This window comes from Bradyrhizobium sp. WSM4873 (assembly GCF_055811355.1).
In genome coordinates this window covers 48,747-70,000 of sequence record NZ_JBVVPS010000016.1, presented here as the reverse complement: position 1 = coordinate 70,000, position 21,254 = coordinate 48,747, and the positions used below count along the sequence as shown (strand labels likewise).

Genomic DNA, 21,254 nt, shown 5'->3' with positions numbered 1-21,254 from the left:
CAGAAGGACATGGACGCGATCACGGAAAAACTTCCGGAGAACACCGCGCCCGACCAGAAGGTGATCGGGCAGCTCGACGGCGTCGCCAAGAAGAACGGCTTTGCCAGCTACGATGATTACAACAACGTCGTCGACAACATCAGTCTGGTGCTCGGCGGCTTCGATCCCGCGACTAAGAAATATGTCGGCACCGAAGCCGTGATCAAGGCGCAGATCGCGCAGGTCCAGGCCGACAAGAAGATGCCGGCCAAGGACAAGAAGGAAGCGCTCGACGAACTCAACGAAGCGCTGAAGACGCCTGCGCCGCAGATCGAGAACAAGGCCAACATCGATCTCGTCGGCAAGTACTACGACAAGCTGGTCGCAGCCCTGGGTGACGATCAGAACTGAACCTCTACTCTCACCGCTGTCATGCCCCGCGCAGGCGGGGCATCCAGTACGCCGCGGCGGTTATGATGACCGAGCTCTACAACGCGGGGCTCTGGATACTGGATCGCCCGGTCAAGCCGGGCGATGACAGACACCTTTGGTGAGGCGAGCTTTCGCTTAACCCCGCCATCAGCGCCCCAACAAAAAAGCCCCGGAGACATCTCCGGGGCTTTCGTCGTTTCCAACCTCACGCGTTGCTCAGCGACTCACGTCCGCGTCCGCATCCGCATCATGAAGCTGTCGAAGCTCAGCTCGGCGACCTGCATCCAGGCCAGCGATTCGCTGCGGAAAGCCGTCAGGCTCGCATACATCTTGCCGAAATGCGGGTTGGTCTTGGCGAGATCGGCGTAGATCTCGTTGGCCGCGCCATAGCAGCTCTCCAGCACTTCCTGCGGGAACGGCTTCAGGATCGCGCCGGCCACCAGCAGGCGCTTTAGCGCCGGCGGATTGACGTAGTCGTATTTGCCGGTCACCCAGGTGAAGGTATCGCGCGACGCGGCATCGACCGCGGCCTGATAGTGCTTCGGCAGCGTGTTCCACTTGTCGAGATTGATGATGTTGTGACCCTGGCCGGTGCCTTCCCACCAACCGGGATAGTAATAGTACTTCGCGACCTTCACGAAGCCGAGCTTCTCGTCGTCATAGGGCCCGACCCATTCGGCGGCATCGAGCGTGCCCTTCTCCAGCGCGGGATAGATATCGCCCGCCGCGATCTGCTGCGGGACACCGCCGACTTTGGCGATGATCGTTCCAGCAAAGCCGCCGACCCGGAATTTCAGTCCCTTGAGATCGTCGATCGACTTGATCTCCTTCCGGAACCAGCCGCCCATCTGGGCACCGGTCGACCCGGTCGGAATGCCGATGGTGTTGTATTCCTTCAGCAGATTGTTGATCAGGTCCTGACCGCCGCCCCACTGCAGCCACGAAATGTGCTGGCGCGTATTCAAGCCGAACGGCAGCGACGTACCGAACGTGAAGGCGGGGTTCTTGCCCCAATAATAATACAGCGCGGTGTTGCCCATCTCGACCGTGCCGTTGGCGACGGCGTCGAGCACTTGCAGGCCCGGCACGATCTCGCCGGCGGCGAATGGCTGGATCTGGAAACGATTGTCGGTGATCTCGGCAACGCGCTTGGCGAAATACTCGCAGCCGCCGTAGAGCGTATCGAGCGCCTTCGGCCAGCTCGCGGCGTATCGCCATTTGATCTCGGGCATCGACTGCGCGATCGCCGGCGCAGCGACGGCACTGGCGGCCAGGCCCAATCCGCCTGCCGTCAGGAATTTACGACGTTCCATGCGCTTCCCTCCGTTAAGTCGATGCTTCGACCAGGGAACGATCTTGGTGTCGTCTTGTCTTCGTCGACGCTCGACGTTTTCTGTTGAGACGTTGTGGCGTTTCCGAACGGCCCTTGCGGGCACTGGTAGATGGAATTCCGATCGTTGCGGTTCCGCGCGCGAGGATGACCGGGCGCTTCGCCAGAATCAAGTCTCATGGGCGCCTCGCAGCTGCGAACGCCGGCCTGACGCAAGTCGGGTCGGCATGCGATCTGCTATTCAGTCGCGCAAAAACCAGGGAGGCTCGCGCATGACGGGCAAGAAAGTCGTGGTCGCCGGAGCGAGCGGTCTCGTCGGCAATGCGGCGTTGCGACACTTCGGCCTGGCGGGCGGATGCGATGTCATTGCGCTGTCCCGGCGGAAGCCGCGAGACCTCTACGGTGCCCGTCATGTCCAGATCGACCTGACCAGCGCAGCGGATTGCGGGCGCGCCGCCTCGGAACTGAGCGGCGCCACGCATCTGATCTACGCTGCGCTCTACGAGGCGCCGCAGCTCGTCGACGGCTGGCGCGACCCGCAGCAGATCAAGACCAACGATTTGATGCTGCGCAATCTGATGGGTGCGCTCGAGCCTGTGGCGCCCGGCCTCAGGCACGTCGCCCTGCTGCAGGGCACCAAGGCCTACGGCGTCCACGTTCGCCCGCTGACAGTGCCGGCTCGCGAAGGCCGCTCCGAAATGTACGAGCAGCCCAACTTCTACTGGGCGCAGGAAAGCTTCTTGCGCGACCTCCAAACCGGCAAGAGCTGGCATTGGAGCATCTTGCGGCCGGTGCTGATCGTAGGCCTCGCCATGGGCGGCGCCATGGACCTGATCCCGCCGCTCGGCGTCTATGCCGCGATCCTGCGCGAGCAGGGCAGGCCGCTCGATTACCCCGGCGGCGCTCCGCGGGTGGGGCAGGCCGTCGATGTCGATCTCCTCGCCCGCGCTATCGCTTGGTCGGGCGAGGCGGAGGCCGCGCGCAACGAAGCCTTCAACGTGACCAATGGCGACGTCTTCACCTGGGAGAACATCTGGCCTGCGGTCGCCGATGCACTGGAGATGAAGCCGGGCAAGCCGGTCCCGCTGTCGCTCGCCAGGGAGTTTCCATCCTGGGTCGGTCCCTGGGACGCGCTGCGGCGCAAGCACGACCTTGCATCGCCTGTGTTGGCCGAATTCGTCGGCCTCTCGTTCCAATACGCCGATTACAGCCTGCGCTACGGCCACGCCGAATCTGGTCCGCCCTCGATCGTCTCGACCGTGAAGATCAACCGCGCCGGCTTCACCGAGATGATGGACACCGAGGACATGTTCCGGAAGTGGTTCAGGCAGGCGAGGCAAGAGCGGCTGCTGCCCTGACGGAAAACCAAAGCCGATATGTCGGGGACGTTACTAGGTCAGATTGTGGACCCGTTGCGGAGCTCGTACGGCTGGATCAAAATCGGACCTTGAGGCCACGGCATCGGCCTCAAGTGGGCGCCGCAAAGGCTAATCTACCACACTCCGAGACCGACGAAAATGTCACCAAGAAGGCAGTTCATTGCGGACGCGTTGGTCGTTGACGGTCGAGGACGCGTCTTTGTGCAAAGGCGCTCATCGACGCGTGAGCTATTTCCCGGGTGTTGGGACTTGATCGGCGGGCACGTCGAAGACGACGAGGACGTTCTTTCTGCTCTGCGCCGGGAAATACATGAGGAGACAGGCTGGCTCCTCAAAAACATCGTTCTTGAGCTAACACCTAAATATTGGAGCTATGGGCCGACACCCTACGAAGAACGACAGTTCATCGTGACCGTCGACGGGGACCTCACAAAACCAGCTCTGGAAACCGGCAAAGTGTCAGAAACTCTCTGGGTTGATCGCGCGAACGTGGAGAAGCTCAAAGAGGACCGCAAACCGGATGACCAATTGATCTACAATTCGGTGGTGGAGGCTCTGAAACTTCTGGAGACAGTGCGGCCTCGGATATGAGATTGTCGTTGCAATTTGCTCCGCAACTGCGACTTGCTTTGCAAGAGATCACTACATGAAAGAGGCTATTGTCCGTCACGCAACAGAACACGACCTGCATCAGGTTTTGAACCTTTACCGGCATCTCCATCCGCACGAAGCTCAACTGGAGTCAGCTACGGCTGAGCGCGTCTGGTCCAACCTGCTTTCATCGAGGTTTATGACTGTGATCGTGGCGCAAGCAGGTGAACAGCTTCTATCGTCGTGCACGCTTGCAATTGTTCCCAATCTGTCTCGGGGCGGCCGATCATATGGCGTCATTGAGAATGTAGTCACCCACGCCGACCATCGCAAATCAGGGCTCGGGCGACGGGTTCTCACCTATGCGCTTGAGATCGCATCGCAGGCCGATTGCTATAAGGTCCACTTGGCGACGGGGTCCAAGCGTGAGGCGACCCTGCGCTTCTACGAGCGAGCAGGATTCGAACGAGGCGGCAAGACTTACTTCGAAGTGCGGCCGTAGGTGTCATTGGCCCTCCGATGTGCTTGGGGACGTGTCGGGAATTGGCCCATCGCGCCAGTCGCGCAGTGCAGCGACATTTCCGGACGCAGACGAGGACCGGAAGTCGGTCGCTCAGCGGGAAACCGCCGCAATTGACCCGTTGCGGACATCGCGTTGATATTCAGATACTCCCCATTAACGCTAGTTCATTTGGTCCTTTCCGAGTCCGCCCGCTTCTAACCATATTCAGCCGATGATCTTCAGACCCAGTTTCGAGGACATCCGCGAATGCGATACCTGCCGCTTTGGTTGTTCGTTGTTGGCATATGCGCAGCTAATCCACTCATAGCGGAGGCGCAGCCCAGCTGTACTAGCCTGCCGCTCTCGCATCCGCCGACCTCGATCACTCCCCTGCTGCGAGACAACAGGGATGCTGGCTATTTCAACGAGATAGTACCGACAGGCCAAGCTGCCGAGTTACATCTCATCGGTTCATACTCCGGCTCCGGCCGCATCGTTATCGGACCAACCGATAAGCCGGTGGTGCTTGCCCTTAGTTCCTTCAAGCCCAGTCTGTGGCGCATCGAGTTGCAGTCGGGTGCAAGGTTGCAAAAAATCATCCTCTTCGGACGTGACGAGCAGCGCGTCAGCGGCGCGCCCGCTGATGTAGATATCGTCAACCGCTCATCATGTCCCGTATCGGCTTATAAGTGGGAGGGGGCTGGCGAAAACGTGCGCTACATGGACGGTCACTACCGCGACTTTCTAGCTGCGGCGCAGCAGGAGTCTGGTTTGGCCGAAACGAGTTTTCAGGGCAGCTATGACGCTGGTACATACTTTTCGATCCCGCCCTCTCGCATCCACTACATGCGCGATCCAGCACCGATCCTGCATCCCGCTGAGGTCCGCGTCTTGCTCTCGGCCACGCCGGTAGAAGCCATCGCGCGTTACGAGGCCGCGATGGATCGAGCGCCTGCCGAATTCCGGCCGACCATGAAAATTCTGATCGATTTGATGAAGGACCACAAACTTCCAACGCTGTTTCCAAATGGAGGGCGCGGTCCCGATCCGGGGGCGCCGATAGGCCCCCGCTATTTATTCAACCCGGAAGCTGCAGTAGGCACGGTCGATAGCGGTAGCGATTGTAAGGGCTTTTACTTCGCCGGCCACGCCGACGGCGGTAATCTGAAATGCGCCTTCGGCAATCAGTTCTTCGTGTTCGGCAAGGCCAACAACGTATTAGATGACTCCTGGGGAGATGACATCGTCAACCCGGGCAGTGGTGACCATGTTCTGCATCTGGGGTGGGGCAATGATATCGTGGTGCTGCAAGAGGGTTGGGGCGACGATATCATCACCAAGACTTGTACCCAATCAGTTCTTCCTACGAACGATCGCAACCGCCTGAATTGGGCGTCTCAATTTAGCAACTTCATCGTGTTTGGCCCCGGCATTCGATCCTCAGACGTGCATTGGGAAATGAAAAGCACCCTAGTGCACGAGCCGTCCAAAAGCCGCCTGACCATCGATGATCAGTGCTTTAATTTCGTGTTCGCGGAGGCGGGCGAGTTGCGGCCTTATCAACAGCCGCTGAAGCCAGCAGCGATGTCAAACGAGCGTCGATCCCCGACGTCAGACGCGCCGAGCGGCGGTGCTCGATGAGGCGTCATCATTCCTCGCGCGCAAGGCATAATGATGACGCGAGCAAAGGCGGCATGTCCGGTTATGGCCCGTAGCTGACCTCGCCATTTGATCAAAATTTAGCGTTTGACTGAGGTCTATGGTTGACACGTTCGGTTATCGTTGGATGGTCTGGCGGAGCTATGGTGACGCTCGGTTGCGGCCTGAACCGGCTGTTTCGGGTTCTCATTGCGAGGAATGTTGTGCCCTCTCCAAACACAATTGCAAAAGTTGTATTGTGCGCCGGGCTGTTATCGCCATTGGTCGCGATGATGGTCCCGAATTTTAGATGGCTGTTCCGTGTGGCTCTGCTCGCGGCCGTGCTCATTGGCGCGGCGGTTTGGGTCATCGGAGAGGCGGTCGATATTGAGGCCGCTAAGCCAAATGAAAGTCTCGATGTCCTACTTGGGTATGCGATAAATTTCTGGACAGTTATTCTTGGCGGATCGTTGTTCATGGCAAGCGCTGCTGTGAGGGCGACTTGGTTCTATTTCCGCAGAAGGCAACAGGTCGCCTTAGGCTAAGGAAGCTGGCGAGGTCTGCAATTGGCCCGAAGCGGACAATTTACTCGAGGGGTCGCAGGAACATCGACGGCCTGCTGAGCCAAGAGCAGATAACGGCCGGAACAGCGCCTACCAATCCCCAACGAAATTCAAGGGGAATAAACGGTGTGGCCTCAGCCAGATTTACGACAGCTAGTAAGTGGGCGGCCGCGTACCCAACGAGCGCCACTCCAATGAGCCGGTGGAGCTGTTGAAGGCCCCACTTCTCGAAGAGATAGTCGAATGACGCGGTCACGATTGCCGGCACAAAGCCTGCTGCCATCGCGAAGGGCAACACAAGAAGCAAGGCCTCGACTGCGTGGCTCTGGAATCCCCCGCCTAGGGCGACAAGCACCAAGAGGCCCACGAGCGGCCCGATCAAAATAAATATCGACAAACGCCTCACACGTACCTCGGATCACTCACTAGACCCATGTCCTTACTTCTCTATCACCGGCTTAGTTAGAATTTTGGGGAGGCGAATGCTATTGTTCGACAGATGCATGTACTTCCGCTTCTGGCCCGTAGCTGACCTGAGTCGATGTTCAGCTTGGGCCCGCAAAACGTCGGCCAGCGCACATCGCTCAGGCCGCACCAATGAATCCCGATTTATGAATGCGCGGCCTACTCTGCGCTTACGAACGCCGCCTCCATCGCCCTCCGCGTCTTCACCGTCTCGTTGCCTGCGTCGAACTCGACATCGCTCCAGCGCACGATCTCGCCATGGGCGACGTCGTGCTTCAGCCTCACGCGATGCGCCAGCCCGATCGGGAGCGCGCCGGCCTTAAGGCTCGCGGCCGCCGGCACGAGCTTGCCCCACACCGTGTAGCCGCCTTCGCCGTCCAGCATCTCGCCGGCGCGCAGATTGCGTTTGGCCACCGAGGCGACGTCGCCGCGGAAACCATGGGGCTGCCCGGTCGGCTCGCCGCGCAGCGCGGCCGACAGCACCGAGATATTTAGTTCGAGGCCGATCAGATGGTACGGTTTGTACATCTCCGCGTACCGTCCGCTGCCGTCGGTCTTCAGGCCGTATTGCCTGAAGCAGTCGGCGGCGTAGTCGTTCGGCGCCTCCAGCACGACGTAAACGCCCCAGCGCAGATCGCGAAACACCGGCCTTCCGTCGCGCTCGAGCGAGGAGACCACCTCCACGACGCCCGATCGCTCCAGCACGCCGCCCCTGCTGCGCGGCCGCATGATGTGCGGGAGGTCGTCGACGCCGCAGGGTGGAAACAGCAGGCCCTCCGCGGGCACGTCCAGTCCGCAGGCGTTCGCGATCGCGGCCATCTCGATCGCCGATTTGGTGCCGTCGAGGAAGGAGTTGAACATCTGCGGATTCATCCCGGCCGATTGCGCCTCGCCCGCGGTCAGCCCGTAATGCTGCCAGACGCCATCCGGCGTCACGTCGTGATAGGCCGGCAGATATTTCGTCCCCTTGCCGGCGGCGACCACGTGAAAGCCGGTGGCGCGGGCCCAATCCACCATCTCCGCGGTGAGCGCCGGCTGGTCGCCATAGGCGAGCGAATAGACCACGCCGGCCTTGCGGGCTTCCTCAGCGAGCAGCGGACCTGCCAGAACGTCGGCCTCGACATTGACCATCACGATATGCTTGCCGGCCGCGATTGCCGCGCGCGCGTGCTTGATGCCGACGGCCGGATTGCCCGTCGCCTCCACCACCACGTCCATCGCGCCGCCGGCAATGGCGCGCGCGCCGTCATCGGTGAAAACGGTGGCGGCGATCCGCGCCGCGTCCCAGCCGACCGTGCGGCAGGCCTCGCGCGCGCGGTCGCGATCGATGTCGACGATGATGGGAACCTCCAGTCCCGGCGTGTGCGGCACCTGCGCCAGAAACATCGAGCCGAATTTGCCGGCGCCGATCAGCGCGACGCGGACGGGCTTGCCGGCGGCAGCGCGGGCCTGGAGGAGGCGGAAGAGGTTCATGGGGCTTGTCCTAAGCGCAACGATTGAAGCTCGTCATTCCGGGGCGCGCGAAGCGCGAGCCCGGAATCCATCCATCCGCGACTTCTGCGGCCTGATGGATTCCGGGCTCGACGCTACGCGCCGCCCCGGAATGACGCTTACTCCGCCGCCTGCCGCGGCGCACGGGCGAGCCGCAGCAGCGCGTCGTCCGCCACCGTCTTGATCGGGGCGAAGTCGCGATGCGCGATGTACTCCGGCCGCGTCGGGGTGCGGATGTAGTTCGAAACCGCGTTCAGCGTCAGGTACACGATCTTGCGCGGATAGGGCGTGATGTTGCCGGCCGAGCCGTGCACGAGATTGCCGTGGAACATCAGCATGCCGCCCGGCTTTCCCGTCGGCGCCACGATGCCGCCCTGCTTGACGAGGCGCGTCACGGTCTCCTCGTCCAGCGTCCACAGCGGATAGGAGGTCGTCGCGAGGTCGTGCGAGGCCTTGAGGTCGCCGGCGTTCTGGCTCTGCGGCACCAGCATCAGGGGACCGTTGATCGGCATCACCTCGTCGAGGAAGATCGCGATGTTCATCGCGCGTGGCTCGGGCATGCCGTCGTCGCGCTTCCAGGTGCCGTAATCCTGGTGCCATTGCCAGACGTCGCCGGTGAAGGCGGATTTTGCGTTGATCTTGAACTGGTGCATGTAGACCTGCTCGCCGAACAATTGCTCGACCGGATCGATCATGCGCGGATGCGCACCCAGAATGCGGAACGCCTCGTTGTAGAGATGCGCGGCAAAGGCGGTGCGCGGCGCGCCACTCTTCTCGCGCCAGACTTCCGGCCGGTTCGCGTCATAGATGGCGACCGCCTCGCGCGCGAGGAGATCGACCTCCTCCGGGCTGAACAGTTCGGGCAGGAACAGCCAGCCCTCGCGGTGGAAGAACTCCAATTGCTCCTGGGACAGTTTCACGGCGCGTCCTCCTTTTGGTTTGTTTTGTTGTCATTCCGGGGCACGCGAAGCGTGAGCCCGGAATCCATTTCTCCGCAGCGTAGGCCGTCCGATGGATTCCGGGCTCGATGCTGCGCATCGCCCCGGAACGACAACGTGGGCGGCTACGCCGCCTCTTCCGTCGCCCTCAGTCTCTCCTCGGTCATCCGTCCCGCCGTCTGCGCGTGCGCAAGCGCCGCGCGTTCGGCCGCCTTCGCATCGCTTGCTAAAATATGGCCGGCAATGTCGGCATGCTCGACCCAGGCGCTGCCGCGATAATCCAGCTCGGACAGCACCGTCGCCATCGAGCGGCGCATATGCGGCCATTGCGGAGTAATCGTCTCCTCGATCACGGGATTGCCGGAGAGCCGATAGATCGCGCGATGAAACGCGACGTCGAGCGCGATCAGCTCGGCGAGCGTGGTCTTGCCGTCGATCCCGCGCCCGGCGGCGAGCGCCGCCTCCAGCCGCGCGCGTCCCGCCGCATCGCTTGCCGCGCGTTCGCCGGCTAGCCGCGCTGCCAGCGCATCGATCGCGCCGCGCACCTCGTAGAGCTGGCGGATGCGTGCGGGATCGAGCTGGGTGACTTCAAAGCCGCGCCGGCCGCTTTCGGCGACGAGTCCCTGCCGGTGCAACAGGTGCAGCGCATGCGACACCGGCTGGCGCGACACGCCGAGCCTGTCGGCAAGCTCGTTCTGCCGGATGCGCTGGCCGGGCTGCAGCGTGCGGTCGGAGATCGCCTCCAGAATCCGCGCATAGACCTGGTCGATCAGGTTCGGAAGCGGGTCGAGAGGGATCACGCCGGTAGCTCCGAGAACCATGAGAGAGAATACGGAATTCCGTATTCAAGGATACGGCGAGAGGATAAGGACGTCAAGCGCGGCCAATGGAGCGTCGGGCCCGCTTTTGCGCCCCACCAAGCCATTGATATTGCTAGGCTCGGCTACTGTGCATGGGGTTGTTTTCGAGGAAAAAAGCGTGAGGCGTTTACTCCCCCAAAAACGCGTCCACCGCCTCGCCGAACTCCAGCGGCGCCTGCTCGAACATCCAGTGGCCGGCATCGGGGATCACGGCCGTCTTGGCCCCGGCGATGTGCTCGGCCAGCACGCGCCACATCACCGAAAGGCTCCCCGTCGTCGCGCCGCCGCCGATCAGGAGCGTCGGGGCCCTGATCGCCTGCGCGTCCGCGAGCGTGTAGGGCCTGCGCTGCTCGTTGACCTGGCCGAGGAAGGTGATGGCGTTGTCGCGCAATTGCTGCTTCGCCGCCGCCGGCACGCGCCGCCACGAGCCGTCGCCTTCGATGCCTTCGTAGAAGTTCTGCAGCGCGCCCTCGATGTCGCCGGCGCGGATCATCTCGACCGAGCGCGCCGTGCGCGCGGCCAGCGGCAGGTGCGTGGGCGTGCCCGCAGGCACCGGCAGGCTCGCATCGAGATCGCCCCCGGGCTCGGCCAGCACCAGCTTTCGCAACAGATCCGGCCGCGACTGCGCCACGCGAAACGCGATGTGGCCGCCGCGCGAATGGCCCATCAAATCGACCGGCGTGGGTTCGACCTGCTCGATGAAAGCGATCACGTCGGCGACGTGCTGGGCCATCTTGTAGTCGTCGCCGACGGCATCCCAATGCTCGGGAAAGAAATGCCGCAGGCTCACCGAGATCACGCGATGCGATTTCGACAGCGGACCGAGCACTGAATACCAGGTGCGGAAATCGCCGAGCGTGCCGTGCACGCAGACCAGCGGCGGCCCCTCGCCGACTTCGAGATAGGCCATGTCGTAACCACTGACGTGAAATGTCTGCATGATCAGCCCGCCAGAAAATCCAGCACCACTTCGGAGTATTTCTGCGGCGCCTGCTCGAACATCGGGTGCGTTGCGTTCGGGATGACCGCCGTCCTGGAATACGGCACATGCGCCGCCAGCGCATGCAGCACCTTCGGCAGCAGGCCCTTGGTCCGCGCGCCCAGGACGAACAGCGTCGGCATCTTGATGGACTCCGCGTCCGCCTTCGAGAACGGCGGGCGGTTGTCGCGGACCTGGCCGATCAGCGTGAAAGCATTGTCGCGCAGATTCTGCTTCACCAGCGCCGGCAGCCGCGGCCAGGTGCCGGCGCCTTCCAGCGTGTCGACGAAGACCGCGAGGCCGCCGTCGATGTCACCGGCCGCGATCTTCTCGGCCGAGGCCGTGAACCGCGCCAGCAGCGGCGAGGGGCCGCCGGCGTAGTCGGGATCGAGGCTCGCATCGAGCTCGCCGCCGGGCTCGGCCAGCACCAGCCGCCGGAGCAAATTCGGCCGCCGCTGCGCGACGCGGAAGCTGATGTGCCCGCCGCGGGAATGGCCCATCAAATCGACCGGGCCGAGGTCGAGCTTGTCGATGAAGGCGATGACGTCGTCGACATGCTGGACGATCGAATAGGTGTCGCCGACGCCATCCCATCGCGCCGGGAAGAAGTGCCGCAGGCTAACGCAGATCAGCCGGTGCCGCTGCGTCAGCGGCCCGAGCACGCAGCCCCAGACACGGAAGTCGTTGAGCGAACCATGCACGCAAACCAGCGGCGGCCGGTCCCGGTCTTCGCCCACGTCGAGATAGGGCATGTCGTATCCGTTGACGTGGAGGCTTTGCATTGCGGGCTCGCGAAACGGGGAGGCGGAACTCCTGTGCAAGATTCCCCGAAACCGGGTGGATCGCAACTATTTCCAAGCCTAGATTTGAGCTCAGTTCACATTGGGGGCCTGCGAGGAAGCGCAAGCCAGGGACCGAACCATGACCGACCAGCATTTTGCCCTGTTCGATAGCAAGATCGGCCTATGCGCCATTGCCTGGGGTCCGCGCGGCATCAACGGCACGCAACTGCCGATGGGCGGGGAGCAGAAGATCCGCACCCGCATCTGCCAGCGCCATGCCGACGCCAGCGAAGCCGAGCCGACCGCCGAAGTGCAGCAGGCAATCGACCGCATTACAAAGCTGCTCGCCGGCGAGCCGGATGACCTCACCGACATCCCGCTCGATCTCGACGGGGTGCCCGACTTCAACCGCGGCGTCTACGCGATCGCCCGCACCATTCCGCCGGGCAAGACCGTCACCTATGGCGACATCGCCAAGCAGCTCGGCGGTGTCGAGCTGTCGCGCGACGTCGGCCAGGCGCTCGGCCGCAATCCCTGCCCGATCGTCGTGCCCTGCCATCGCGTGCTGGCGGCCGGCAACAAGCCCGGCGGCTTCTCCGCGAATGGCGGCGTGGTGACGAAGCTGAAGATGCTGGAGATCGAAGGCGCGCTGGTGAACCACACGCCGAGCTTCTTCGACTGAGGCGATGACGCCGCGGGCTAGATCTTCGCCGCCGCCTTCGGCCAATATTTGTCGCGCAGATGCCGCTTCACCAGCTTGCCGGTTGGCGTGCGCGGCAGCTCGGCTTCGAAATCGATCGAGCGCGGGCATTTGATCGTCGAGAGGCGGCTCTTGCAGTAGGCGATCAGGTCGGCCTCGAGCTCCTTGCCGGCGCGCTTGGGATCGTGCGGCTGCACCACCGCTTTGACCTCTTCGCCCATCTCCTCGTTCGGCACACCGAACACGGCGACGTCGGCGACCTCGGGGTGGGTGATGAGCACGTCCTCGGTTTCCTGCGGGTAGATGTTCACGCCGCCCGAGATGATCATGTAGGACTTGCGGTCGGTGAGAAAGAGGAAGCCGTCTCTGTCGAGATAGCCGACGTCGCCGAGCGTCGACCAGCCTTTTGCGTTGTAGGCCTTCTTCGTCTTCTCGGGATCGTTGTGATAGGTGAAAACAGGCGCATCGGCGAAATAGACCGTGCCGATCTCGCCCGTCGGCTGCTCATCGTCGTTCTCGTCCAGGATCTTGATCTTGCCGACCACGGCGCGCCCGACGCTGCCGCGGTGCTCCAGCCATTCTTTCGAGTTGCAGACGGTGACGCCGTTGCCTTCGGAACCCGCGTAGTACTCGATCAGGATCGGCCCCCACCATTCAATCATCTTGGCCTTGACCTCGACCGGGCAGGGCGCGGCGGCGTGGATCGCGCCCTTGAGCGTCGAGACGTCGTAGCGGTTGCGGACCTCGTCCGGCAGCTTGAGCATGCGCACGAACATGGTCGGTACGAGCTGCGCCTGCGTTACGTTGTACGTTTCGACCAGCTTCAGGAAATCTTCGGCGTCAAAGTGCTCCATGATGATGGAAGTGCCGCCGAGCACGACCGCCATCATGTTGAAGCGCAAGGGAGCGGCGTGATAGAGCGGTGCCGGTGAGAGATAAGTCGTCTCGGCGTTCATGCCGCACATGCCGGCGCAGAGCACGCGCAGAAACGCGTTCGGCTCGTCGATCGGCTTGCCCTCGAACGCCTTCTTGATGCCCTTGGGCCGGCCGGTGGTGCCTGACGAATACAGCATGTCGTAGCCGGCGACCTCGTCGGCGATCGGGGTTGTCGGCTGCGCGGCCGCTTCCTTGTCATAGGAGCGGAAGCCGGCTTGCGGCTCGTCCATCATGTAGAAGACCGGCTCGCCGGGCGCACCCTTGATCAGGGCCTTGATCTGGTCGGCGCATTTCGGTGTCGTAATCACGACCTTGGCGCCGCAATCGGCGATGATGTAGTCGATCTCGTCCTGCTTCAAATAGCGGCTGATCGCGGTGTAGTAGAGCCCGCTGCGTTGCGCCGCCCAGCAGATCTCCATGAAGGCGAGCCGGTTCTCCATCAGCAGCGCGATGTGGTCGCCGGCCTTCAGCCCGAGCGAGCGGAACAGGTGCGCGCCCTGGTTCGAGAGCTCCTCGAGCTCGCGATAGGTGATCGCCTTGCCGGTCCCGGCCATCTGGTAGGCGATCTTTTTGGGCGTGGACTTTGCGTAGACGGACGGATGCGTCATGGTCGAGATCTCTCAACAAGATAAGGTGTCATCCCGGCCTAGTGCGCAATTGCGCACGGGGGGCCGGGATCCATAACCACCAATCCAGATTGTCGAAACGCGATGTCGCCCAGCTAGTCCTAACCACAAACTTCTGTGGTTATGGGTCTCGGCCTGCGCCGGGACGACCCTTCATGTGGGAATGCCTGAGCGATGCAATGCGGGTTTACAGCCGCTCCACGATCGTCACGTTCGCCATGCCGCCACCTTCGCACATGGTCTGCAAGCCATAGCGCTTGCCGCGCTGATGCAGGGCGTGAACGAGCGTCGTCATCAGCTTGGTGCCGGAGCCGCCGAGCGGATGGCCGAGCGCGATGGCGCCGCCATTGACGTTGAGACGTTCCGGATCGGCGCCGGTGGTCTTCAGCCACCCGGTCGGCACCGAGGCAAAGGCCTCGTTGACCTCGAACAGGTCGATGTCGTCGATCGTCATGCCGGCCTTTTCCAGCGCGCGCTTGGTGGCGTGCAGCGGTGCGTCGAGCATGATCACGGGATCGCCGCCCATCATGGTCATGTGGTGGACGCGCGCCAGCGGCTTCACGCCGAGCTGCTTCAGGCCGCGCTCGTTCACCACCATCACGCCGGAGGCGCCGTCGCAGATCTGGCTGGCGCTGGCCGCGGAGAGCTTGCCGTTCTCGGCGATCAGCTTGACGCCCTTGATGCCGTCGAGCGTGGCGTCGAAGCGGATGCCCTCGTCGATGTGGTGGGTGTCCTTGGAGCCGTCGGCGCGGGTGATCTCGAGCGGCACGATCTCCTTCTTGAAGTGGCCGGCCTGCGTTGCCGCGATCGCGCGCTGATGGCTGTTGTAGGAGTACTCGTCGAGCTCGTCCTTGGAGAGGCCGTACTTCTCGGCCATCATCTCGGCGCCGGTGAACTGGCTGAACACGATGTTCGGATAACGCTGCTCGATGCCTGGGCTCTTGTAATTGCCAAAGCCGTTCTTGGCCGGAAGCTGCGACGACAGACCCATAGGCACGCGCGTCATCGATTCCACGCCAGCGGCGATCACCACGTCCATCGCGCCGGACATCACGGCTTGGGCTGCGAAGTGCAGCGCCTGCTGCGAGGAGCCGCATTGGCGGTCGATCGAGGTGCCCGGCACGCTCTCCGGCAGTTTCGAGGCCATGATGGCGTTGCGCGCGACATTGTTGGACTGCTCGCCGACCTGCATGACGCAGCCCATGATCACATCCTCGACCAGCGCGGGATCGACCTTGGTGCGATCGACCAGCTCGTCCAGCACTTTCGCGGCGAGATCGGCCGGATGCCATCCGGCGAGGCGGCCCCCCTTGCGCCCACCGGCGGTACGCGCAGCGGCGACGATATAAGCCTCGGCCATGTCGGTTTCTCCCTGGATTATTCTGAATGGTTGGTTGTCGGGGTGGATTTAAGGGGTGACCGGTTGTTTAGTCAATCGATCAATTAACTCTTGTGGGGAGGCGCTGCTTGGGCTTATCTGCGGCCGCTCTCGCGCCAAAATCAGGGATCTCCGTGACGACCAGCGTACCGAACAGGCTCCCCAGCGGAAAGAATTCCACGGCAGAGAAATTGCTCGTGGCCGCGAGCGAGCTGATGATCGAACGCTCCTCGATCGAGATTTCGCTGAGCGACATCGCCCAGAAGTCCGGCGCCAATGCCGCGCTGGTCAAATATCACTTCGGCAACAAGGACGGCCTGCTGTTGGCGCTGCTCGAGCGCGACGCGGGGACGGAATTGTCCAATCTCGAATATCTGCTGGCGCAGCCGATCACGCCGACCGCGAAGCTGAAGCTGCATATCGGCGGCATCATCCGCGCCTATCACCGGTTTCCCTACATGAACCGGCTGATCCACTATCTGTTGCACGAGAGCGTCGCGGGCTCCGCGGACGAAGTCTCGAAATTCTTCGTCGCGCCGCTGCTCGACTTTCATCGCCGCCTGCTCGCCGAAGGCGTCTGTCAGGGCGAATTCCGCGCCACCGATCCGGTGCTGTTCTACACCAGCCTGATCGGCGCCTGCGATCATTTGTTCTTCGGCCGGCACGCGATGTCGCGCGCGACCGGCGTCGGCCCGGTCACCGACGACGTTTGCCGGCAATACATCAAGCACATGGAAACGCTGATCTGCGGCGGCATCCTCACGAATATCGAGGAAGCTGCCGCGGCCGGATAATCCGGCCAGAACGCAGAAGTCTAGAGAAGAAACGCCCAAGGAAAAGGTAGCTTACGATGCAGTTGAAAGACGTTGCAGTTCTCATCACCGGCGGCGGGTCGGGCCTTGGTGCCGCGACCGCCCGCGCCATGGCCGCCAAGGGTGCGAAGATCGGCGTGATCGATCAGAGCAAGGAAAACGCCGAAAAGGTTGCCGCCGAAGTGAAGGGCATCGCGCTCCACGCCGATGTCACCAGCGAGGAGCAGATCAAGGCGGCGATCGCCAAGGCGGAAGCCGCGCACGGCGTCGCGCGCGTGCTGATGAACTGCGCCGGCATCGGCGGTTCGCAGCGCATTGTCGGCCGCGATGGGGTCTACCCGCTGGAAAAGTTCGCGCGCATCATCAACGTCAATCTGGTCGGCACCTTCAACTGCCTGCGTCTGTTCGCCGAGCGCCTCGTCACGATCGAGCCGGTCGGTGAAGAGCGCGGCGTCATCGTCAACACCGCGTCGGTCGCGGCTTACGAAGGCCAGATCGGCCAGATCGCTTATGCGGCGTCGAAGGGCGGCGTCGTCGGTCTCACCCTGCCGGCGGCGCGCGACCTCGCGAGCCAGAAGATCCGCGTCAACACCATCGCGCCCGGCCTGTTCCTGACGCCGCTGCTGATGGGCTTGAACGAAGAGGCCCGCAAGAGCCTCGGTGCCCAGGTGCCGCATCCCGCGCGTCTCGGCGACGCCAATGAATACGGCTCGCTGGCCGTGCACATCGTCGAGAACCCGATGCTCAATGGCGAGACCATCCGTCTCGACGGCGCGATCCGCATGGCGCCGCGGTAGGGCTCTTTTTCCTGCTCCCTTGTGGGAGAAGGTGGCGCGCGTAGCGCGCCGGATGAGGGGTCTCTATCCGCGGAGACAGACCCCTCACCCAAGCGAATTCCGGGTTCGCAGCGTACATGCCCTTTCCCACAAGGGGAGAGGGCGCAGCAATCGGCACCGCGAATGGCGGCAAGCACGAGGCGCCTCATGTCCCAACCGCTGCTGATCGAGCACAATGACGGCGTCGACACCGTGACGCTCAATCGTCCCGAATACCTCAACGCGCTCGATCCTGCGCTGATCGACGCGCTCAACGTCTACTTCCAGGGCCTCCAGCGCAACCGCGACACGCGCGTCGTGGTGCTGAAGGGCGCCGGAAAGAATTTTTGCGCAGGACTCGATCTCAAGGCCGCAATGGCGCGCCGTGCCGGCCAGCAGGAGCCGCCCGGTGTCACGGAGTCGCTCGACTCGCAGCGGCGCATCGCCGATATCGTGATGCTGATGCGGCGCTGCCCGCAGCCGATCCTCGCGCTGGTACAGGGCGCGGCAGCCGGCGGCGGCTTTGCGCTGGCGCTCGCCTCCGACATCCGCATCGCGACGAGATCGGCGCGGATGAACTGCGCTTTCATCAAGCTCGGCCTTGGCGGCTGCGACATCGGCACCAGCTATTTCCTGCCACGCCTTGTCGGTGTCTCGGTTGCCTCGGAGCTGATCCTCACGGGCCGCTTCATCGGCGCCGAACGCGCGCTCGCGGTCGGGCTGGTCTCCGAGATCGTCGACGAGGACAAGCTCGATGCCGCCGCCGAACCCTATGTCGACGCGATGATCATGGCCTCGCCCGTGGGCCTGCGCCTGTCCAAGGAATGTCTCAACATGAGTGTCGATGCCGGATCGCTGGAAGCCGTGATCGCGATGGAGGATCGCAACCAGGTCCTGTGCAGCCGCTCCGAGGAGTTTTCGGAAGGCATCAAGGCCTTCCTTGAGAAGCGAAAGCCTGTCTATATCAGGCGCTGACAATGAAGATCCGTAAAGGACGAGAAATTCCGGGAGACGCAAAATGAGTGGAAGCGCGGCGGCGGTGATGACGAAGCCCGCCTTTCGCAAGGTTGAGTGGCTCGCGCGCGACATCGACGTCGAGCGCCGCAACGACGGCACGGTGGTTCTGAAGTCGCGCATCCCGCTGCAGACCTACGAGACGCATATCCCGGCTTCGCTGGCAAAATGGGCGAAGGACGCGCCCGAGCGGATCTGGCTTGCCCAGCGTGGCGGCCCGAACCGCGAATGGCGCAAATTGTCCTATGGCGAAGCCAAGCGCACCGTGGATGCGCTGACGCAAGGCCTGCTCAATCTCGCGCTCGATGGTCGCCCGGTCGCGATCCTCTCCGGCAATTCGATCGAGCACGCATTGATGACGCAAGCCGCGATGCAGGCGCGCGTCCCGGCCGCGCCGGTCTCGCCCGCCTACTCCTTGATGAGCCATGATCACGTCAAGCTGAAATATTTGTTCGACCTGATCAAGCCCGGCGTGGTGATGGTGCAGGACGGCCCGACTTTCGAGAAGCCGCTGAAAGCGCTCGATCTCACCGGCGTCACCGTCGTTCACGTCTTGCGGCCCTGCGAGGGCATCGAGAGCGTCAGCTTTGCCGCGCTCGCGGCGACAGCCGTGACTGCCGATGTCGAAACGTCGATCGGGAAGATCACGCCTGAGACCGTCGGCAAACTGCTGTTCACATCAGGCTCTACCGGCATGCCCAAGGCCGTCATCAACACGCAAGCGATGATGTGCGCCAATGCGGCGATGATGATGCAGGTGCGGCCGCGCGATCCCGGCGGTCCGATCTCGACCATGCTGGACTGGATGCCCTGGAACCACACCATGGGCGGCAACGCGGCGTTTCACCCGATCCTGGTCGATGGCGGCACGCTCTATATCGATGACGGCCGGCCGATGCCGGGCCAATTCGAGGAAACTCTCCGGAATCTGCGCGAGATCTCGCCGACCTATTACGCCAACGTGCCCGCCGGCTATGTCGCGCTCGCCGCCGCCATGGAGAAGGACGACGCGCTGTGCCGATCCTTCTTCAAGAATCTCTCGATCATGGCCTATGGCGGCGCGCGCCTGCCTGATGATCTTTACGACCGCATGCAGGCTCTCGCCGTGAAGACCACCGGCGAGCGCATCGTGTTCTACACCGGCTGGGGCTCGACCGAGACCGCGCCGACCTCGACTGGTACCTATTGGGACACCGAGCGCGTCGGTCTGATCGGCTTGCCGTTCCCCGGCGTCGAGTTGAAGATGGTGCCGTGCGGCTCGAAATACGAGCTGCGTCTGCGCGGCGTCAACGTCACGCCGGGCTATTTCGGCCAGCCTGACCTGACGAAGAAAATGTTCGACGAGGAAGGGTTTTATTGCATCGGTGACGCCGGAATCTTCGTCGACGACACCGACCCGGTGAAGGGCATCATCTTTGCCGGGCGCGTGGTCGAGGACTTCAAGCTGACCACGGGCACCTTCGTTCATGTAGGCTCGCTGCGTACAGATGCGATCGCCGCCGCGACGCCCGTCGTGCATGATGCGCTGGTCGCGGGGCAGGATCGCGCCTTCATCGGCCTGCTCGCCTGGCCGAACCTGCACGCCTGCCGCCAACTCGTCGGTACTCCCGATTTGAGCTTCGAGGACGCCGTGAAGCACCCCGAGGTGATCGCATGCTTCAGGCGCGGGCTGGAGGCTCACAACAAGGAGTGCGAAGGCGCCAGCAGTCGCATCATCGCGCGCGCCATGCTGATGGAGGAACCGCCCTCGATCGACGGCAACGAGCTCACCGACAAGGGCTACATCAACCAGCGCGCCGGCCTGGAGCGCCGTGCCGCGTTGGTGGAGCGGCTTTATGCGGACAAGCCCGACCAAGACGTCATCATTCTCAAGTAATCGACATCATCAACACGGATACGCGCCATGAACTTCGATTTCTCCGACGACCAGAAGCAGCTCCGCGATCAGGCGCGCAAATTCCTTACCGAGAAATGCTCGCCCAAAGTTGTGCGCACAGTTCTCGACGGCAAGGCGCCGTACGACAAGGAGCTCTGGAAGGGCCTCGCCGAGATGGGTTTTCTCGGTGTCGCAATCCCAGAGGACTTTGGCGGTGCCGGCGCCGGCCATCTCGAACTTTGCGTGATCGCCGAAGAGATGGGCCGGGCGAACGCACCGGTGCCGTTTTCCTCCACCGTCTATCTCGCGGCCGAAGCGCTGCTGATCGCGGGAAGCGACGCGCAGAAGAAGAAATGGTTGCCGGCGATTGCCTCGGGCGAGGCGATCGGCACGCTGGCGCTGTTCGAGGGTAAGGGCAATCCTTCACCGAAGAACGTCAAGCTCTCGGCTGCGAATGGCGTGCTCAACGGTGTCAAGAAGCCGGTCGCCGATGGCGCGATCGCCGACTTCGCGGTGGTCGCGGCACGCACGGGATCGAGCGGGCGCGACGGCGACATCTCCTTGTTCATTGTCGATCTCAAGGCTGGCGGCGTCGAGGTGAAGAGCCTTTCCAATCTCGATCCGACCCGCGGGCAGGCCGAGATCAATTTCAGGGATTGCAAGGCCGAGCCGCTGGGTGCGACCGGCGAAGGCTGGAGCATCTTGACTCAGGTGCTCGATCGCGCCGCGGTGCTCTGCGCGTTCGAGCAGGTCGGCGGCTCCGACCGCGCGCTGGAGATGGGCCGCGACTATGCGCTCGACCGCATCGCTTTCGGCCGACAGATCGGCTCGTTCCAGGCCGTCAAGCACATGCTGGCGGACATGTACGTGTCGGCGACGCTGGCGCGTTCCAACAGCTATTACGGCGCCTGGGCACTCTCGACCAACGCCGCGGAACTGCCGGAAGCCGCCGCCGCGGCCCGCATCAGCGCGACGCAGGCGTTCCAGCACTGCGCCAAGAACAACATCCAGGTTCACGGCGGCATGGGTTTCACCTGGGAGTTCGACTGCCACATGTACTACCGCCGCGCCAACGCCATGGCGCTCGGGCTCGGCAGCCTCTCTTATTGGGAAGACCAATTGATCGACCGCATGCGCAAGAAGAACGCGGCGTAGGCAAAGGCAACGT

20 protein-coding genes (1 of these 20 only partly in view) are annotated in these 21,254 nt (G+C 63.0%); 12 read left to right on the top strand and 8 right to left on the bottom strand.

Going from position 1 to position 21,254, the window contains the following annotated elements:
• Positions 1-390 carry the 3' portion of a hypothetical protein gene (locus AC0L21_RS21285; RefSeq protein WP_473263793.1) on the top strand. 201 nt of this gene lie to the left of the window's left edge, so the window shows 390 of its 591 coding nt (coding positions 202-591); its start codon lies beyond the left edge, outside the window; its stop codon occupies positions 388-390.
• Positions 391-635: 245 nt separating this feature from the next.
• On the opposite strand, the gene AC0L21_RS21280 is transcribed toward AC0L21_RS21285, so the two are convergent.
• The gene (locus AC0L21_RS21280) at positions 636-1,724 is read right to left on the bottom strand and encodes a TRAP transporter substrate-binding protein (RefSeq protein ID WP_473263792.1); all 1,089 of its coding nucleotides are present in this window, start codon (positions 1,722-1,724) and stop codon (positions 636-638) included.
• 289 nt (positions 1,725-2,013) lie between these two features.
• On the opposite strand from AC0L21_RS21280, the gene AC0L21_RS21275 reads away from it, so the two are divergent.
• The 5 genes from AC0L21_RS21275 (at position 2,014) to AC0L21_RS21255 (ending at position 6,396) form a co-directional block, all read left to right on the top strand.
• A complete protein-coding gene (locus AC0L21_RS21275) occupies positions 2,014-3,099 on the top strand; it encodes an NAD-dependent epimerase/dehydratase family protein (RefSeq protein WP_473263791.1) in 1,086 nt (361 codons plus the stop codon).
• A 159-nt stretch (positions 3,100-3,258) separates the two neighbouring features.
• Positions 3,259-3,711: an NUDIX hydrolase gene (locus AC0L21_RS21270; RefSeq protein WP_473263790.1), complete on the top strand. Its 453-nt coding sequence runs from the start codon at positions 3,259-3,261 to the stop codon at positions 3,709-3,711.
• A gap of 55 nt (positions 3,712-3,766) precedes the next feature.
• Positions 3,767-4,213 carry a GNAT family N-acetyltransferase gene (locus tag AC0L21_RS21265; protein ID WP_473263789.1) on the top strand — a complete coding sequence of 149 codons (447 nt, stop codon included), beginning with the start codon at positions 3,767-3,769 and terminating at the stop codon, positions 4,211-4,213.
• 267 nt (positions 4,214-4,480) lie between these two features.
• A complete protein-coding gene (locus tag AC0L21_RS21260; RefSeq protein ID WP_473263788.1) occupies positions 4,481-5,854 on the top strand; it encodes a hypothetical protein in 1,374 nt (457 codons plus the stop codon).
• 161 nt (positions 5,855-6,015) lie between these two features.
• Complete coding sequence (locus AC0L21_RS21255; RefSeq protein ID WP_473263787.1) at positions 6,016-6,396, top strand: hypothetical protein; 381 nt, start codon at positions 6,016-6,018, stop codon at positions 6,394-6,396.
• 642 nt (positions 6,397-7,038) lie between these two features.
• Here the strand turns inward: AC0L21_RS21255 and AC0L21_RS21250 are convergent.
• The 5 genes from AC0L21_RS21250 to AC0L21_RS21230 all read right to left on the bottom strand — a co-directional run bounded on the left by AC0L21_RS21250 (position 7,039) and on the right by AC0L21_RS21230 (position 11,929).
• Positions 7,039-8,352, bottom strand: a complete 1,314-nt coding sequence (locus AC0L21_RS21250; RefSeq protein ID WP_473263786.1) for an NAD(P)H-dependent oxidoreductase — start codon at positions 8,350-8,352, stop codon at positions 7,039-7,041.
• 137 nt (positions 8,353-8,489) lie between these two features.
• Positions 8,490-9,290, bottom strand: a complete 801-nt coding sequence (locus tag AC0L21_RS21245; RefSeq protein ID WP_473263785.1) for a phytanoyl-CoA dioxygenase family protein — start codon at positions 9,288-9,290, stop codon at positions 8,490-8,492.
• 143 nt (positions 9,291-9,433) lie between these two features.
• On the bottom strand, positions 9,434-10,108 hold the full coding sequence (locus AC0L21_RS21240) for a GntR family transcriptional regulator (protein WP_473263784.1): 675 nt from the start codon (positions 10,106-10,108) through the stop codon (positions 9,434-9,436).
• 187 nt (positions 10,109-10,295) lie between these two features.
• Positions 10,296-11,108, bottom strand: a complete 813-nt coding sequence (locus AC0L21_RS21235; protein ID WP_473263783.1) for an alpha/beta fold hydrolase — start codon at positions 11,106-11,108, stop codon at positions 10,296-10,298.
• Between the two features lie 2 nt (positions 11,109-11,110).
• Positions 11,111-11,929, bottom strand: a complete 819-nt coding sequence (locus AC0L21_RS21230; protein ID WP_473263782.1) for an alpha/beta fold hydrolase — start codon at positions 11,927-11,929, stop codon at positions 11,111-11,113.
• A gap of 139 nt (positions 11,930-12,068) precedes the next feature.
• Here AC0L21_RS21230 and AC0L21_RS21225 point away from each other — a divergent pair, with 139 nt between their 5' ends.
• Positions 12,069-12,611 (top strand): methylated-DNA--[protein]-cysteine S-methyltransferase, encoded by a 543-nt coding sequence (locus tag AC0L21_RS21225; RefSeq protein WP_473263781.1) that lies wholly within the window; start codon positions 12,069-12,071, stop codon positions 12,609-12,611.
• 17 nt (positions 12,612-12,628) lie between these two features.
• On the opposite strand, the gene AC0L21_RS21220 is transcribed toward AC0L21_RS21225, so the two are convergent.
• A complete protein-coding gene (locus tag AC0L21_RS21220; protein ID WP_473263780.1) occupies positions 12,629-14,173 on the bottom strand; it encodes an acyl-CoA synthetase in 1,545 nt (514 codons plus the stop codon).
• A 205-nt stretch (positions 14,174-14,378) separates the two neighbouring features.
• On the bottom strand, positions 14,379-15,551 hold the full coding sequence (locus AC0L21_RS21215) for an acetyl-CoA C-acetyltransferase (RefSeq protein ID WP_473263779.1): 1,173 nt from the start codon (positions 15,549-15,551) through the stop codon (positions 14,379-14,381).
• Between the two features lie 107 nt (positions 15,552-15,658).
• Here AC0L21_RS21215 and AC0L21_RS21210 point away from each other — a divergent pair, with 107 nt between their 5' ends.
• The 5 genes from AC0L21_RS21210 to AC0L21_RS21190 all read left to right on the top strand — a co-directional run bounded on the left by AC0L21_RS21210 (position 15,659) and on the right by AC0L21_RS21190 (position 21,241).
• Positions 15,659-16,363 carry a TetR family transcriptional regulator gene (locus tag AC0L21_RS21210; RefSeq protein WP_473263778.1) on the top strand — a complete coding sequence of 235 codons (705 nt, stop codon included), beginning with the start codon at positions 15,659-15,661 and terminating at the stop codon, positions 16,361-16,363.
• Between the two features lie 56 nt (positions 16,364-16,419).
• Entirely contained in the window at positions 16,420-17,178 is a 759-nt protein-coding gene (locus AC0L21_RS21205) for an SDR family NAD(P)-dependent oxidoreductase (protein ID WP_473263777.1), read from the top strand.
• Between the two features lie 186 nt (positions 17,179-17,364).
• On the top strand, positions 17,365-18,171 hold the full coding sequence (locus tag AC0L21_RS21200) for an enoyl-CoA hydratase/isomerase family protein (RefSeq protein ID WP_473263776.1): 807 nt from the start codon (positions 17,365-17,367) through the stop codon (positions 18,169-18,171).
• A gap of 43 nt (positions 18,172-18,214) precedes the next feature.
• A complete protein-coding gene (locus AC0L21_RS21195; protein WP_473263775.1) occupies positions 18,215-20,086 on the top strand; it encodes an AMP-binding protein in 1,872 nt (623 codons plus the stop codon).
• A gap of 27 nt (positions 20,087-20,113) precedes the next feature.
• The gene (locus AC0L21_RS21190; RefSeq protein WP_473263774.1) at positions 20,114-21,241 is read left to right on the top strand and encodes an acyl-CoA dehydrogenase family protein; all 1,128 of its coding nucleotides are present in this window, start codon (positions 20,114-20,116) and stop codon (positions 21,239-21,241) included.
• The last annotated feature ends 13 nt before the right edge of the window (positions 21,242-21,254 follow it).

Excerpts from the sequence above, each read along its gene's own strand:
- AC0L21_RS21280 (WP_473263792.1), bottom strand. The coding sequence starts at position 1,724 with ATGGAACGTCGTAAATTCCTGACGGCAGGCGGATTGGGCCTGGCCGCC.
- AC0L21_RS21275 (WP_473263791.1), top strand. The coding sequence starts at position 2,014 with ATGACGGGCAAGAAAGTCGTGGTCGCCGGAGCGAGCGGTCTCGTCGGC.
- AC0L21_RS21270 (WP_473263790.1), top strand. The coding sequence starts at position 3,259 with ATGTCACCAAGAAGGCAGTTCATTGCGGACGCGTTGGTCGTTGACGGT.
- AC0L21_RS21265 (WP_473263789.1), top strand. The coding sequence starts at position 3,767 with ATGAAAGAGGCTATTGTCCGTCACGCAACAGAACACGACCTGCATCAG.
- AC0L21_RS21260 (WP_473263788.1), top strand. The coding sequence starts at position 4,481 with ATGCGATACCTGCCGCTTTGGTTGTTCGTTGTTGGCATATGCGCAGCT.
- AC0L21_RS21255 (WP_473263787.1), top strand. The coding sequence starts at position 6,016 with ATGGTGACGCTCGGTTGCGGCCTGAACCGGCTGTTTCGGGTTCTCATT.
- AC0L21_RS21250 (WP_473263786.1), bottom strand. The coding sequence starts at position 8,352 with ATGAACCTCTTCCGCCTCCTCCAGGCCCGCGCTGCCGCCGGCAAGCCC.
- AC0L21_RS21235 (WP_473263783.1), bottom strand. The coding sequence starts at position 11,108 with ATGCAGACATTTCACGTCAGTGGTTACGACATGGCCTATCTCGAAGTC.
- AC0L21_RS21230 (WP_473263782.1), bottom strand. The coding sequence starts at position 11,929 with ATGCAAAGCCTCCACGTCAACGGATACGACATGCCCTATCTCGACGTG.
- AC0L21_RS21225 (WP_473263781.1), top strand. The coding sequence starts at position 12,069 with ATGACCGACCAGCATTTTGCCCTGTTCGATAGCAAGATCGGCCTATGC.
- AC0L21_RS21220 (WP_473263780.1), bottom strand. The coding sequence starts at position 14,173 with ATGACGCATCCGTCCGTCTACGCAAAGTCCACGCCCAAAAAGATCGCC.
- AC0L21_RS21215 (WP_473263779.1), bottom strand. The coding sequence starts at position 15,551 with ATGGCCGAGGCTTATATCGTCGCCGCTGCGCGTACCGCCGGTGGGCGC.
- AC0L21_RS21205 (WP_473263777.1), top strand. The coding sequence starts at position 16,420 with ATGCAGTTGAAAGACGTTGCAGTTCTCATCACCGGCGGCGGGTCGGGC.
- AC0L21_RS21200 (WP_473263776.1), top strand. The coding sequence starts at position 17,365 with ATGTCCCAACCGCTGCTGATCGAGCACAATGACGGCGTCGACACCGTG.
- AC0L21_RS21195 (WP_473263775.1), top strand. The coding sequence starts at position 18,215 with ATGAGTGGAAGCGCGGCGGCGGTGATGACGAAGCCCGCCTTTCGCAAG.
- AC0L21_RS21190 (WP_473263774.1), top strand. The coding sequence starts at position 20,114 with ATGAACTTCGATTTCTCCGACGACCAGAAGCAGCTCCGCGATCAGGCG.